Source organism: Spiroplasma endosymbiont of Sarcophaga variegata (genome assembly GCF_965178695.1).
Classification (GTDB): Bacteria; Bacillota_I; Bacilli_A; order Mycoplasmatales; family Mycoplasmataceae; genus Spiroplasma; species Spiroplasma poulsonii.
The window spans coordinates 1,655,540-1,670,465 of sequence record NZ_CBCXVU010000002.1; the positions used below are offsets into that span (position 1 = coordinate 1,655,540).

Below are 14,926 nucleotides of genomic sequence, written 5' to 3' on the forward strand. Positions count from 1 at the left end.
TTTAATATTAAAATTATTTAATACATTATTGATATATGATAAAATTAATTATAGCATTCAAGTAATTTTAATAAAGGAGAAGTAAAATATGAAAAAGTTACTAAGTATTTTAGGAGTAATCGGATTAACAGCAACAAGTACAACAACATTAATTAGTTGTGAAAAACCAAATAATAATGAAAACGGGGGGGGGTAATAAACCTACACCAGAACCACAACAACTACCAGAAAATAGCAAATGAACTAATATTCCTAGAACACAGGCGCCTAATAAAGAATTTTTAACTGCTACTAATAAATGATATTTTTATATAAATAAATATGAAAATAATTATATAACGACAAAATTTTATTTTGATAATAATTTTATTAATAATCAAAACACTTGATGACAACACTTAAAAAATGATTCAGATTTTATTTGAAACTATAATTTAGTATATCGTTGAAATAAAAACAATGAACCACAAATACCAGAAATTAATAAAGACACATGACTAATAATTGATTGAAAAGAATAAAAGGACTAACAAGTCCTTTTTTAAATTAATCGAACAAACTTCATAAAGATAATTAATAGGAATATATTTGTTATTGTATTATATAATGCTGGACTAAATTTTCATACCTCAAATGTTTGACTAAAAAAACTATATATTGTTTGAAATATTTTACCAACACCGCTTGCTAATTCGTTTACTTGTTTAACACCGGGAATATTATTTACAATTCAAATTGCAGCATTTTTTATATGACACGCTAAATTATATCAACTACAACTTTCATATTGGGCTTGTCATCATTGTCCATCAGGAAACAACCCGCCATTATTTATTTCTTGTCAGTTATAAATTCCAAAATTAAAATCATAATAACGGTACATATCATTTTCTTTTTGGGCTTGTAATTCAAAAACATTATAACCGATTTTTTGTTCTTCAATTTTTTTGTATTTTAAACCGTATTTATCTTTTAAAGCACCTTCAAAAATATAACCTTCATTTTGATTAATATTATAATTATTTGCAACTGAAAAATCATAATTAAATACATTACCATAATTAGTATTATAAAAACGATTTTTAAATGCTGAATACAATTTAATGTCTAATTGATTGTATTTATCAGAAAAATAAAAATAACGGGGATAAATTTTAAAACCATTATTTGCTAATAAACCATATTTTTTATTATATCCTTGTACATAAGTATCATTTTCTAAATCAAAAATGGTACGTAAATAATCTTTATAAAAATTTTGGGAAACCGTAAACATACTATTTAATAGTTTTTCAAATTGATTTTTATTAGTATTAGTTTCATCAATTAAAACATCTCTAAAATTAATCAATTTTAAACCAAAAAAATTAATTAAAACAGTATCATACTGTAAATTATCAATATAACCACTTTCAATAAAATTACTGCGATTTTGAAATAAAGGTACCAAAGCATGGGTAAAAAAGGCTTTTAAAAATTTATTAATATCAATTTGACCTTTCATCTGTTCAAAAACCATTTTACCAATATTAGGAGAATTACCTTGATAATAATTATAAGTTTCAGCACTAAAATTAAAAGTATCTTCTTTTTCTTTTATGAAAGAAAATAAAAAACCTAAATCATCAGTATACCAATAACTATTTGCATTATTACCATCCCAATATTGTTTAAAATGTGTTAATTCTAAACTACCAGCAATAATATTTTTATTTTCATCAATTGTTAAAATCATCCGATAAATTGATTTTCTAGTTAAAATAACATCAGGTTTTCAATCTAATTTTTCCATATTATTAATAATTTCAAAATCAAAAATTATTCTTTCACTACCCAAATTTGGGTCATCATAGTTTGGATTACCACCTTGCTGAATTCGGATATTTTCTTGTACAATAACATCAATATATTTAAGCAAAAAAGAACGAACATTTTGATAATATTCAGTATATAATTTTAATTTGCCATCATTATCAACAACGGGTAATTCTGGTTCACCGTTTCCATCTCAACGATATACTAAATTTGAGATATTGAGAATAAAGAGACTGCTGTTGGTTGATTTGAAATGGATACCGTAGTTGGAAAAGAGCATCAATCTAGTAATTTGGTTTTAGTTGAACAAAATAGTAAAAGTTATTTTGTTATGAAATTAAAAAATCATACTGCTAATGAAGTTGTGGAAAAGTTTAAAAATATTGTTATAAGTAATAATTTATTTGGGAAAATTAAAGGAATAATAACTGATAGAGGAAAAGAATTTAGTAAATGAAGAGAATTATAAATATTTGCTGAAACACAAGTTTATTTTTGTGACCCTGGTAAACCACAACAAAAACCATTAATTGAATATATGAATTCTGAACTTAGACAATGATTTCCTAGGGGAACTGATTTTAATAATGTTAGTCAACAAAAAATAAATTGAGTAGTTAATGTTATAAATGATAAATTAAGGCCTGTTCTTAATTGAAAAACAGCAAAAGAGGTATTTTCAGATAATTTTAAATAGGTTTATTTGAAGTAATTTAATAAATTATTTTTTAGTGTGCTTAATTTTCCTTAAAATAAAATAAAAACTATAAATATTTTGATTTTTAAAAATTTATAATTGATTTTTTATGATTTTTATTGTATTATTTGACTAATAAGATTTTTTGCACTTCATTTTACATAATTCCTTGAGTAGCATTAATAATGTTATTTTATCCAAATAAAATCTTTTTAGATTGTTTTTTTTCCATTAGGAATTATGGGACCAATTTTAACATTAATTTTTCCAAGTAAACAACCAACATTGTTAGAATGAAGTTATTATGTTTTTTATTTTGGTCATACTTTTACTTTATTTGGTTTTATGTATGTTTATTTATATGGATTAACAAATTATCAGTTTTCACGAAAAGCAATTCAAACTAGTTTTATCACCGGAATTATTGTTATTGTTACTGTTGAATTATTTAACCAATATTTTGGTGAAAATTATATTGTTGGTGATATTGCATGAGCATTAGGATTAAAAGATTTAGCACGACAATGACAGTTCTTAATTAGTTTTATTTTAGGAATCCCAATCATTAGATTAGGACTATTACTAATTTATTTATTTAAACCAATTTATCACCACCAAACAAAAATTAGGGTACATGATACATGATGAGAATTATTATTAAAAAAATAAAACTGCATCATAACAAAAAAACCAGGGAAGAAAACACCTAGTTTTTATTAAAGGTTTTAACCTTCATATTTTAAATAACGTTGTCAAAAGACGGGAGCTAAGCTCCGTAATGCAAGTGGAATGACAATTTGCATAATTGGATAAGTAAAAATAAAACTATGAATAAAGTTATAAACAATTGAATATAATCAATTTGTATAATCAGGTCAAACCGAATCAGGGAATAACGTTGTTCAAATTAAAGCTCCCACTAAAACTTGTGAGACATAAATCAAACTAATAATGCTAAAACAAATAATAATATAATTGATATATGTAATATATTTTTTATCATTATTAACTTTAAAACGCATAAATCCAGCAATCATTGGCACAATCATTGGAATGAAATAATCTAGTAAATATGATCAGGGTGAAACAATAAATCCTGATGGAATAAATAACAAGGACATTAATGCGCTAATTGCTCCCGTAATAAATCCAGCTAAAGCTGAATGAATAAAAGCAATGATTGTTAGGGGAATATATTTTAATGCAATACTGCCACCATGTGGTAAATTTGGAAGCATAGTTTCTAAAAACGCTAAGACAAGGGTTACAGCAGCAAACATTGCAATAATCACAAAATCAAATGTTTTTCATTTTCAAATTCCTAAATTAATTAAAAATCGTTTTTTCTTGCTTGCTTTTGCAAAAAGAACATCACTAATCTTAACTTCATAACTATAAATAATAATATTACTAATTAAATTAATAATATTAAGACTAATAAAATTTAAAATAATAAATTGCATTTTATAATTAATATATTCCTCATAGGTTGTTAATCAAGTACTAATCGTATATATAATACTAAACATTAAACCAAAGACACAAATTGCAATAAAAAAAACTCATAGACTTTTAAAGTTTTGATCATGTTCTAAATGCAAAATTGTGCTTAATGTTGTTAGTGGTAAAACACTGAGCGTGATTAAAAAACCTAAATATAAACCAATTGGAATAAAAATTGTTAACTTATTGTATCATAAAACAATTCGTTGTTGTTTTACAGTACATTTAAAAATTGGTTTTTGCTCCATATATAAAAAAATCTCCTTACACAAATAACTTTATAATTAACATCTGTGAAAATGAGGATCAAACTAAATTTATTAAATTAATAAATAATGAATTTGAACTCCCTCCGCTAGTTTTAACTAGATCAGGTTCTAAGAGTATTTCTCAAACTTATTAGAAATAATAAGCTACCTCTGTCAATTATATTATTATCATAACATTGTGAGAAAAAACTGCAAGAAATTTTGGAATTTATTATATAATATATAGTAGAAGTTAGAGGAAGAGATATGTTTAAGTGATTTAAAAGAAAGAAAAAACAGGATATAATCGTTAATTTAGCTGCAGCTAGTAGTTTTGATGATGACATTGAAGCAGCAAGCGGCATTGATTTTAGAGAAAGCTTTGTTGCATCAACACCAACCGCGGTAGTGATGGAAGATAATTTAGAACCCAGCATCAAACCAAATGTTGATCAAAAAAATGTTAAAAATATTCATAATCTTGTTCAAAATGCACGTAGTCAAATAAATAAATATAAAGAAGAAAACAATGTTAATGAACATGAAAACTTATTAGAACGATTAGAACGTTTAAAAAACCTTCGTGATAGTTCACAATCAAAACCAAGTGAATTTCAACAAATGTTAAATCAAATTAAAGAACGTAATTTTAATGACCGGATGGCTTATATTATGGATCGAATTAAAGTTTCACATCGAGATGATAATAAATTGGAATTAAATCAGAATGGTGAACCAAAAGAAAAAACAAGATCAAAGCAAGCAAAAAAAGATAATATTGCAATTACTGGTAATAAAAAAGAAATTACTAAAATTAAACAAAAATTAGCCCAAGAAGATTATGCTGTTGTAAAGCAAAATAATGATTTTACGATTACATTATCCGTTGAACAATTTCAACATATTGTTCGTGATACTGTTGAAGATGTTTTGGTTGATTTAGGAATTAAAAATAAAGATGAATAATTATTCTTTCTTTTTCATTTTGGGTAAAGTTAACAAAAAAATAAGTGATGGGGGCAACGATAATGAAAATAGCGTTATTTGGGGGTAGTTTTGATCCATTTCATACCGATCATTTGGCTATGATTAAATTAGTTAAAGCTAAAACAGACATTGATCAAGTGTGAATTATTCCAACAAATCAAAATCCTTTTAAAACACGAAAATTATCTCCTGTTAGCGACCGATTAGCAGTGATTAAATTAGTAGTTAGCAAACTATCATATGTTAAAATTAATTTAATTGAATTAGAAAATACAAAACCTAGTACAACTTATAATACTGTTTTAAAGTTACACCAGCAATTTCCAACGTATCAGTTTTATTTTATGATTGGTTCAGATCAATTACAAACGTTAGGAAAATGGAATAATATTGCTGAATTAATAAAAATGCAAACATTTATCATTTTTCAACGAAATGAGCAAATTAAACAAACTATTTTACAACAATATCAAGCACTTTTGATTCCTTTTACTAATAATTTGCATTTATCTTCAACAATGTTACGGGAAGGAGAAAAGGTTGCTTTACAGTTACCAGCAATTACAAATTATATTAATAATAATTTATTATATTTGCCAGAACGATTAGGACAAAAGATGGATCCTGAACGTTATCAACATTGTTTAAATGTTGGTAAAAAAGCACAAGAATTAGCATTACGATATGGGTTAGATCCTCACAAAGCGTTAATTGCCGGAACTTATCATGACATTACAAAACAGTGACCAAAAGAGAAACAAGAAGCTTATTTAGAAAAATATTTACCAAGTTTTTTAACAGAACCAGTTCCAACTTGACATTCGTATACAGGATATTGTTATTTAAAATATGATCTTCTTTTTACCGATAAAGAAATTTTGTCCGCAATAAAATGACATACCGTTGGTCATCCTCAAATGACTTTATTTGAAATGATAATTTTTATTGCGGATAAAATTAGTGCGGAACGAAATTATCCTGGTGTTGAAAGTTATCGCGCTTTAGCACAACAAGACTTAACAAAAGCATTTCAAGCATTATTAACAATGCAATTTGACCGTGCCGTAATGCAAACTGGTCTTGCTCATTTAGGAAGAAAACTTAAATTAACTTATCAAGAATGAAAGCGAGGAAAATAATCTAATGAATTTAGTTATTAGTGCGATGGAAGCTGAATTAGTTTCAACAATAACAGCCTTACAGCCAACTGAAATTATTAAATATGATAATATTAAATTGTATCAAAAAGGAACATGGTTATTTGCAATTAGTAAAATTGGCTTAGTTAATGCGGCGATGAGTTTAACAACCTTAATTAATGATTATGCTATTAAAACAATTTATAATGTTGGTACGGTGGGGAGCTTAAAAAAAACAATGCCACTGTTAACGATTTTGTTGATTTCCGAAGCATATTATACTTTTGCTGATACACAAGCATTTGGATATGCAATTGGTCAAATTCCTGGTGAAGTAAGTAGTTATCAAAGTGATCAAACGTTATTAACGTTAGCTAAAACAAAAATATTAGATCCTCAGCAAGCTGTTTTGGGAAGCAGTGATATTTTTATCGATAAAGCAGAATATTTTAACCATATTAAAACAAAATTTAAAGACAAAATTGATGTTGTTGATATGGAAGGGGTTGCTTTTTTTCAAGTTGCAGCAAAGCATCATTTACCAATGATTAGCATTAAAATTGTTAGTGATTATTTGGAATTAAATGGCGATAGTGCAAATAGCCAATTTGAAAAAAATTTACCCCATGCTAGTCTGTTAATTCGTGATGTAATTATGAAATTTTTAAAAGATTAAACAATAGTAAGAAAAAGAGTTGTTTTTGATAAAAATGTCAAACAAAAGAAGACCTTCTGAAAAGATGTCATAGATATATAATTCTTAACAATAACCTATAAATGGAAAAATTTTTAATTTTTTATGGAAAAATATTTGAATTATATTTTTTATTAATATAATTAAACTATGGTTTTAATAATTTACTTCTTCCTTAGGGGTCTTATATATTCTCGATATTAAAAGGGTGGGTGGAGTAAAAGGAAGTATCAAAAAATATGAAATCACTATTAATTATTTTATCATCTTTAACAATTGGGACATCAGGAATATTAGCAACTGTACAATCTGGCACAGAAAATAAAAGCCATGAAGTACAAAAAACAAAGCTTGATCTTTCAACTGTTGATTGAAATAGCGTTAAAAATTATTTTACTTCAAAAGATTCAAGTTCATATAGTCAACTTAGTCTAAAAAATAATTCAACAAATAACTCAGAAGAAATGCTTAAAAAAGCACAAGAAAAGTCAATTGAATTTATTGATATTATTAAAGGTAAAAACCTAACATTTGATCAATTCCTTCAGGAAATTGATAAAAAAGCACAAGCTTTTGGTGAAAAAGATAATTATAAAACTCCAAGTAATATAAATGTTACATCATAATTTAACAACACTTTATTAAATAGAAATAATTATTTTTATAGTAATTCTAATAATAATCAGAAAATTAATAATCTAAATGATGCTAAAAAAGCTTTAGATCAATTTGACAAAGATTTAATGATTTCACAAAATACTTTATCAACGCTTGCTGTAATTGCTGGTGCTGCTGCCGCTGGTTTTTGAGCTGCGGCATGATGGTTCGGAATTAGCATTCCTTGAGCTATTGCTGCTACTGTTATTTCAGCTAGTTTAGGTGTTGCTGCTGCTGGAATTGGATTTTACCGTAGTAAAACAAATTTAAATCCAGGAATACTTTCTTCTGCGGGTTGAGTATGAAATATTCGAACACTTGCATCATCTTTCAAAGAAATTGTGTATCCAGTTTTAATTGCATCAGAAACAACAGTAACAGCATAATCACGAGCTGTCCCAGCTGCTTTGGCAGCGATAGGAGATAGGAGCTATTGCTGTTATCTATGCATGAGTATCAGGATTTATTAACCTGTAATAAATTTAAAAACAATTAACTATAAATTAAATATTCTAAACTAAAACTAAATTGCCTGTAAAATAATTTACAGGCAATTTTAATTGGATTTAATCTAACAGTAAGGTTTAGAAATTTTTTACGAAATCAGGAATTTAAAATTTTATCTTAACAAAATAAGGTTTTCACTTGCTTTTTTTACAATTTACATAATAAAAAAGAAAAAGTATATTACTTTTTGGAGGAAATAATTGTTAATTTAAGTGGGACTTTTGGGGCAACTCTTGTTAGCTGTGCTAATCATGAAATCCCACCCGATGACAATAACGGGAGCTTTAAGGATATTGAAATTTTAGATCAAATTTCAAAACGGGCAAATGATGCTTTTTTAGAATATTAACAAAACAGTTCAATGCTTGATACTAATGATTACTCTGAAGTTGATTTTGATAAATTATATCCATTAGTTAGTGAAGATTCACCAGCAAAAATTTTAGACAAAAACACCCCAGATGTTACACCTGTCTTAAATATTTTAGATACAAAGTTTAATGCTATTTTTAATAACATTAATAATGCTATTATTAATGATTACTTAAACTATTATGTTGATTCAAAACCATTAACATTATTAGATGATTCAAGTTATACTTTAAATTATATTGACCTTGCAACATTAGGAAAAATTAATGGTGAAACTGATTTAGATGGTTTAAAAGCAGGCCGAATTGACTTTAAGTTTCGCTTTCAAGTACAGTTTAAAACATATGTGATGACGTCTGATTATGTTATTCAATATACCATTTCCAATGATATTGCTAAAATAAAAAAATTACAAAGTGGAATTGTCTCAAAATTATTAAAAGTTATTGTTCGTTTTTTTAATGAAAAAGGAAAAATTATTTTAGATAAAACCCCAGAATTTACTAGTTTATATGATAATTTTTATATTAATTATTCAAAACGTCATGATGATTTAGACAATATTGTGCAAAGAGAGTTAACAACCTTAATTAATAATGACCCTGAATTAGCAAATATTAAAAAATATGTTACATGAAATACAGACCAAGAATTATTGTTATTACAAACGGGAGCTTTAAATGATGTTACAAGTGGGGTTGCTGTTCCTTCCCGACCAGAAAACACAGCTTATGTTTGAGCGGGAGAGGGACCTTTTAATGCAAGTAAAGTTACCGCTGATACCTTTTATCAATTTTTGATGAAATTATTAAATGTCTTTAATATTAGTGGTAATGATTTACAATTAGCTAGTTTTACTGTTAATTTATCAAAAATAACAGTTGCTGGTTTAACGTTAAATGGTGTAATTGAAGGTGGTGCTGGAAAACCACTGGAAGTTCTTGTTGCAATTTCAAAAGAAGGCTTAAAAACAAAATTAATGAATTATAGTCAAATTGTTGTGAAATTTTTTGAAACATATCAGATTGAAGTATATTCTGATCATCAAATTATTCATATCCCAAGTAGTGTTTTTGATCAAATGAAACGGTTTAAATAATTTTCAAGTCCCAAAAAGTTTATTTACGCTTTTTAGTAATGCGGATAATGCAAGAATAATCCCTGATTTTAGTTTATTTTCTTTTAAACAAGAAGCAGGATGATATAATAGCAATTGAGATTATAATGGTAGTGATAAAATTAATGCTAATGGAGGAGGCTATGATGGAACTTTTATTTTTGGTAAAGCAAGATTCCATTATACACCATTTTATCATTATGGGGATAAAACTTCTACTTTAATTTTGTCGAAAACTCTTGATGAAATAAAAAAAATCATCAATATGACAATTTGAAAACTAATTTTGTGTAAGATTATGATTTTGCTTTAAATTTTTTAAACGTTAAAATATAATACCGTTGATTGTTGGTTTGGTGTTAAACCTTTGTGTTGGTATTTTCATTTTCAGAGCTTTAAATAATTTTGAATATTAGTGAAACCCAAACCATGATAATGAATTAAGGCTTCTTTAAGACTGGATTGTAATTTACTAATCTTATTTAACTTTTGATAACTAGTATCAGGGTTTGTACTAGTTTTGGTGGAATATAGAGTAGAATTTGTTTGTTTTGCTACTAATAAATATAGTGGTTGCATATCAGAAATAATTATTGATTTTTCTTTAATTAGTTGCTTATTCATATTTTCAATAATCCATTGTTTTTGTAATCTTTTGGTATTGGTGGATTGAACAAAAATATTATTATTGCTATCAACTGCCATTTGAATACAGCATTTGGTATCAGTTGAAAATGGATCGAGATGAGTTTTTCGTTTATCAAATTTATCTTTAAAATTGCCTTTATGAATTTCTTTAATAAATGTTTCATCCATTTGGATTTGACCATTTAATTTTTTAAATTTTAACTGTGTATTTTCTAATTGTTTTGATTGCATTAATTTTTGTCGATTATATCAAGCGGTTTTTGGGGTTGTTTTAATAAAACGAGAAATTATTTTACTAGATTGTCCTAACAATGAAATTTGAATTAATAAATTTCACTGTTCATAATTTAAATGACTTCAATAAGTAAAATGATGACGAAATGCATCAAAACTAGCACGACATTTTTTACATAAATATTTTTGTTTTCCTTCGGAATTATGACCATTTTTAACACAATGAAAAGATTTGCAATTAGGACATATAATGCCTTTATCTCTAAATTTTTGATCAATTTCATTTAAACGTTTTTGTTTTTTAATTAAGTCTGCTTGTTGTTTTATTTTTTCATAAAATTCTAAAAATTGATCATCTGTTAAGCTATTTATTAATTCTGTAATTATTTTTTTCATCATTTATTTACCTCTATATATTAAAAATATACCTAATTTTAGGTATATTTTATAAATATCAAGAGTTTTCGACAAAATTAAAGAACTTCTATTCAAAAAAAATAATTAATATAAATTATTAATTATTTTTTTTAACCGCATTATTTTTAGGATTGGTTGTAATATTTCCGGTTGCTAAATCAGATTTTCCTTTAAAATCATAAGGTTTTTCAGTTCCTTTAAATAAACGAACAATATTTTGATGGTGTTTAAAAATTAAGAAAATCGCACTTAAAGTAATAACAATATTAATTAATGCTAAACTATCATAATAATTATTATAATTAACATAATGTAAGTAATTCATTCAAACAACATGTGAGTTTTGTAGTAAATCACCATTAAAATTAATAACATTAATTCCGCTTAATTGAGGAATTCAACATAAAGCACCGGTAAATAAAGCCGCTAAAATTGAAGAAACAGAAACACATTTTCAAATAAAGATTGTAGTTCATCAGACGATAGTTGCAATTAAAAAATAGTAGGGATTAGCCATCCATAATAGTCCTAAAAAAGAAGAAACTGTTTTTCCCCCTTTAAACTTATAATAAATTGGATAAGAATGTCCAATTAAGACAAAGAAAGCTGGAAAATAATAACTAGTTGAACCAAAATTAACACCGTTAATATTAATACAACTAATCCCAAACGCAATAAACATTGTTATTGTTACTTTTAGCATGTCCAAAAACATAATACCAAAACTTCATTTTTTCCCTAAGACACGACCAGTATTTGTGGCTCCAGCATTTTTTGAATGATATTCTCGAACGTCAATTTTATAAAGGGTTTTACTAATAAAAATGGATCAACTAAAAGACCCAATTAAGTACCCAATGATTGCAGCAATTACTGTTCCTACATATCCGTATAATGTCATTTCGTCACCCCTCTTTTACTATTATATAGTATATTAGAAATAATTTTGTAAATAATTGTAAATAAAACTAGTATAATATATAATAGTTATAGTGAAAAATTAGAATTAAAAGGAATGATTAAAATATGAGTACAGAAAATAAAACTTTAAAATATGATGAATCATCAATTCAAATTCTAGAAGGATTAGATGCAGTTCGTAAGCGTCCGGGAATGTATATTGGGTCAACTGATGTGCGGGGGTTACATCATTTAGTTTGAGAAATTGTTGATAACTCAATTGATGAAGCATTAGCAGGGTATTGTACCGAAATTAATGTTACTATTCATAAAAATAATGCCGTTACCGTTCATGATAATGGGCGTGGTGTGCCAACAGGAAAACATACTTCGGGAAAATCAACCCCAGAAATTATTTTTTCAGTTCTGCATGCTGGAGGAAAATTTGGTGGTGATGGGTATAAAACATCGGGAGGATTACATGGTGTTGGTTCTTCTGTTGTTAATGCCTTATCATCAGTTTTTGATGTTAAAATTTATCGTGATAAAAAAATTTGACACATTAAATTTGGTAATGGTGGGCAAGTAAAACAACCATTAACAGAAATTGGAACAACAAATGAAACAGGAACAACTATCACTTTTTTACCTGATTCAAAAATTTTTAAAGTAATTGATTTTTCATTTACAACCATTTCAGAACGAATTCGTGAATCAGCATTTTTAAATAGTGGTGTTAAAATTACATTAACAGATGAACGTGCTGATAAAACAGTTGAGTATCTATTTAATAATGGGTTAGAAGAATTTATTACTTATATGAATGAGGGGAAAAAAAGCATTACCCCAATTGTAATGATGAAAGGCCTTGAAAAAGAAATTGAAGTTGAAGTTGCTTTACAATATTCAACTGAATTTAATGAAAATTTACTTAGTTTTGCTAACAATGTTAAAACAAGTGAAGGAGGAAGCCATGTTGTTGGGTTCCGTAGTGGTTTAACAAAGGTTATTAATGATTATGCGCGAAAAGAAGGATTATTAAAAGAAAATGATAAAAACTTAGATTCAACTGATACGCGAGAAGGTTTAACAGCAATTATTTCGGTAAAAGTTCCAGAAAGTTTAATTCAATATGAAGGACAAACAAAAGGGAAATTAGGGACTTATGGTGCTCGAGCAGCAGTAGAAATAATTGTCACAAAACAATTTGGGTTTTGATTAACAGAAAATAAAACAAGTGCTTATGCTATTATTGAAAAAGCGTTATTAGCACGGAATGTTCGTGAAGAAGCTCGTAAAGCCAGGGAAGCGGCACGAAATAATAAAAAACGAGGAAATAGTGACCGATTATTAACTGGAAAATTAACACCAGCCCAAAACCGCAATAAATTAAATAATGAAATCTTTTTAGTGGAAGGGGACTCAGCGGGAGGAAGTGCTAAATTAGGGCGTGACCGTCGCTTTCAAGCAATTTTACCATTACGTGGAAAAGTAATTAATGCTGAAAAAGCAAAATTACAAGACTTAATGAATAATGAAGAAATTAATGTAATGATTAATGCAATTGGTGCTGGAGTTGGAAATGCCTTTGACATTGAAGATGCCAATTATGGAAAAGTAATTATTATGACTGATGCTGATACTGATGGAGCGCATATTCAAACCTTATTATTAACATTCTTTTATCGCTATATGCGCCCATTAATTGAAAATCATCGGGTTTATATTGCGTTGCCACCACTATTTAAAATCTTAAATACTAAGAATAAAAGAATTGATTATGCTTGAGATGAAAATGAACTAAGAATAAAATTAAACACCTTAAAAGATAAGTTTGAATTACAACGCTACAAGGGCTTAGGGGAAATGAATGCTGAGCAATTGTGAGAAACAACAATGGACCCTGAAACACGCCAATTAATTTTAGTAACAATTGATGATGCTCTTATGGCAGAACGACGAATTGTAACTTTAATGGGTGATGATGCTAGAAAACGAAAAAACTGAATTGATGAAAATGTTAAGTTTACGTTAGAAGATGATTTTCAAACAATTATTAATCAATAAAGGTTATGATGTTACTACCGGCAATTAAAACATTAATTACTGATTTAAATTAAACGAATGTAAAACTTAGCCAATATCAAAATTTTCAGTTATTAATTATTAACCTTAAAGAAAAAGAAGATATTATCACATTAGAATTATTAACATCAAATAATAGTGGTGATAGCGATTATCAAGTTGTTAATGCAATTGACATCGCATCTGATGATCACGACACGTTAACTTGATGTTATGCAAGCTTAGATTTAACAAAACAACAAACAATAACAAAAGAAGCCTTTTGAACTAAAGTTACTGAACAACAACAAAAACTTTATGTGTTAGAGGAAAGTAGTGGCATCTATGTCTTAACAAAGAAAGGCGTTAATTTTTTTAAAGATACTACGATTGAAGAGGAATTAAATTACTATAATTATAATATTTTAACAATCTTAATATCATTACGAAAGATTAATGATGCTCCTAATTTAGAACCAAGAAAAGAGTATGGGCAAATAAACTTTATTGCAGAAATTAAGAAGAATTTAATAATAATGAAAACAACAAGTTATAAATTAATGTTAATTGAGGGTTGCCTTGTTTATCAATGTGAAGTTGATTGGACAGCACAAAAGGGTAATTATTTAATTAAAACAAATGCTACCATTTATGATCAAACTAACTTTGTAATGACAAACAATGAAAAAATGCTATCCCAATTGTTCGATTTAACGAGGTTAATGAATATGGTTAATGAACGAACATTAGAATATTATCGAACATTATTATTGTTGAAACATCAACAACAACTATTTGTTTATGATAAACAATCAGATTGTTGAACCTTAACAATCCTAGGGCAGAAATTATTTTATCAAATTGATTATCCAAAATTTGTCATTAATCCCAATATGATGAAATTTAAGTTAGAGAAAGGAATATAAA

The 14,926-nt window shown here is 26.9% G+C and carries 15 protein-coding genes, 2 pseudogenes and 1 riboswitch; of the genes and pseudogenes, 13 read left to right on the forward strand and 4 right to left on the reverse strand.

Annotated features, from left to right (window positions below):
- Nucleotides 1–88: 88 nt before the first annotated feature.
- Nucleotides 89–196, forward strand: a complete 108-nt coding sequence (locus tag ACOBME_RS10810) for a lipoprotein (RefSeq protein WP_338963303.1) — start codon at nucleotides 89–91, stop codon at nucleotides 194–196.
- Nucleotides 177–521 (forward strand): hypothetical protein, encoded by a 345-nt coding sequence (locus tag ACOBME_RS10815; RefSeq protein WP_419335261.1) that lies wholly within the window; start codon nucleotides 177–179, stop codon nucleotides 519–521. Before ACOBME_RS10810 ends, ACOBME_RS10815 begins: the two co-directional genes overlap by 20 nt.
- 20 nt (nucleotides 522–541) lie before the next feature.
- Here the strand turns inward: ACOBME_RS10815 and ACOBME_RS10820 are convergent.
- Nucleotides 542–2,020 (reverse strand): annotated as a pseudogene (locus ACOBME_RS10820) (spiroplasma phage ORF1-like family protein); the annotation flags it as partial.
- Between the two features lie 9 nt (nucleotides 2,021–2,029).
- Between ACOBME_RS10820 and ACOBME_RS10825 the strand changes: the two are divergent.
- A pseudogene (locus tag ACOBME_RS10825) lies at nucleotides 2,030–2,512 on the forward strand (IS30 family transposase); the annotation flags it as partial.
- 240 nt (nucleotides 2,513–2,752) lie between these two features.
- Nucleotides 2,753–3,181 (forward strand): TMEM164 family acyltransferase, encoded by a 429-nt coding sequence (locus ACOBME_RS10830; protein ID WP_338966427.1) that lies wholly within the window; start codon nucleotides 2,753–2,755, stop codon nucleotides 3,179–3,181.
- A 56-nt stretch (nucleotides 3,182–3,237) separates the two neighbouring features.
- Here the strand turns inward: ACOBME_RS10830 and ACOBME_RS10835 are convergent, their stop codons facing one another.
- A complete protein-coding gene (locus tag ACOBME_RS10835) occupies nucleotides 3,238–4,263 on the reverse strand; it encodes an energy-coupled thiamine transporter ThiT (protein WP_338966429.1) in 1,026 nt (341 codons plus the stop codon).
- An 82-nt stretch (nucleotides 4,264–4,345) separates the two neighbouring features.
- Nucleotides 4,346–4,446, reverse strand: a riboswitch (TPP riboswitch).
- An 84-nt stretch (nucleotides 4,447–4,530) separates the two neighbouring features.
- On the opposite strand from ACOBME_RS10835, the gene ACOBME_RS10840 reads away from it, so the two are divergent.
- The 7 genes from ACOBME_RS10840 to ACOBME_RS10870 all read left to right on the forward strand — a co-directional run bounded on the left by ACOBME_RS10840 (nucleotide 4,531) and on the right by ACOBME_RS10870 (nucleotide 10,049).
- A complete protein-coding gene (locus ACOBME_RS10840; RefSeq protein WP_338966431.1) occupies nucleotides 4,531–5,229 on the forward strand; it encodes a hypothetical protein in 699 nt (232 codons plus the stop codon).
- Nucleotides 5,230–5,291: 62 nt separating this feature from the next.
- Nucleotides 5,292–6,389: a nicotinate-nucleotide adenylyltransferase gene (locus ACOBME_RS10845; RefSeq protein ID WP_338966433.1), complete on the forward strand. Its 1,098-nt coding sequence runs from the start codon at nucleotides 5,292–5,294 to the stop codon at nucleotides 6,387–6,389.
- Between the two features lie 4 nt (nucleotides 6,390–6,393).
- The gene (mtnN, locus tag ACOBME_RS10850) at nucleotides 6,394–7,065 is read left to right on the forward strand and encodes a 5'-methylthioadenosine/S-adenosylhomocysteine nucleosidase (protein ID WP_338966435.1); all 672 of its coding nucleotides are present in this window, start codon (nucleotides 6,394–6,396) and stop codon (nucleotides 7,063–7,065) included.
- Nucleotides 7,066–7,322: 257 nt separating this feature from the next.
- Complete coding sequence (locus ACOBME_RS10855; RefSeq protein ID WP_338966437.1) at nucleotides 7,323–7,709, forward strand: hypothetical protein; 387 nt, start codon at nucleotides 7,323–7,325, stop codon at nucleotides 7,707–7,709.
- A gap of 117 nt (nucleotides 7,710–7,826) precedes the next feature.
- Complete coding sequence (locus ACOBME_RS10860) at nucleotides 7,827–8,126, forward strand: hypothetical protein (RefSeq protein WP_338966438.1); 300 nt, start codon at nucleotides 7,827–7,829, stop codon at nucleotides 8,124–8,126.
- Nucleotides 8,127–8,608: 482 nt separating this feature from the next.
- Nucleotides 8,609–9,718, forward strand: coding sequence for a hypothetical protein (locus ACOBME_RS10865; RefSeq protein ID WP_419335264.1), 1,110 nt, complete (start codon nucleotides 8,609–8,611; stop codon nucleotides 9,716–9,718).
- Nucleotides 9,693–10,049 carry a hypothetical protein gene (locus ACOBME_RS10870; RefSeq protein WP_419335266.1) on the forward strand — a complete coding sequence of 119 codons (357 nt, stop codon included), beginning with the start codon at nucleotides 9,693–9,695 and terminating at the stop codon, nucleotides 10,047–10,049. The genes ACOBME_RS10865 and ACOBME_RS10870 overlap by 26 nt, the downstream gene beginning before the upstream one ends.
- A gap of 5 nt (nucleotides 10,050–10,054) precedes the next feature.
- Here the strand turns inward: ACOBME_RS10870 and ACOBME_RS10875 are convergent, their stop codons facing one another.
- Both ACOBME_RS10875 and plsY read right to left on the reverse strand, forming a co-directional pair.
- Complete coding sequence (locus tag ACOBME_RS10875) at nucleotides 10,055–11,017, reverse strand: IS1/IS1595 family N-terminal zinc-binding domain-containing protein (RefSeq protein ID WP_338963247.1); 963 nt, start codon at nucleotides 11,015–11,017, stop codon at nucleotides 10,055–10,057.
- A 115-nt stretch (nucleotides 11,018–11,132) separates the two neighbouring features.
- Nucleotides 11,133–11,936 carry a glycerol-3-phosphate 1-O-acyltransferase PlsY gene (gene plsY, locus ACOBME_RS10880; protein WP_338966443.1) on the reverse strand — a complete coding sequence of 268 codons (804 nt, stop codon included), beginning with the start codon at nucleotides 11,934–11,936 and terminating at the stop codon, nucleotides 11,133–11,135.
- A 125-nt stretch (nucleotides 11,937–12,061) separates the two neighbouring features.
- Here plsY and parE point away from each other — a divergent pair, with 125 nt between their 5' ends.
- Complete coding sequence (gene parE / locus ACOBME_RS10885) at nucleotides 12,062–14,002, forward strand: DNA topoisomerase IV subunit B (protein ID WP_338966444.1); 1,941 nt, start codon at nucleotides 12,062–12,064, stop codon at nucleotides 14,000–14,002.
- Between the two features lie 317 nt (nucleotides 14,003–14,319).
- Nucleotides 14,320–14,925 (forward strand): hypothetical protein, encoded by a 606-nt coding sequence (locus ACOBME_RS10890; RefSeq protein ID WP_338966446.1) that lies wholly within the window; start codon nucleotides 14,320–14,322, stop codon nucleotides 14,923–14,925.
- The last annotated feature ends 1 nt before the right edge of the window (nucleotide 14,926 follow it).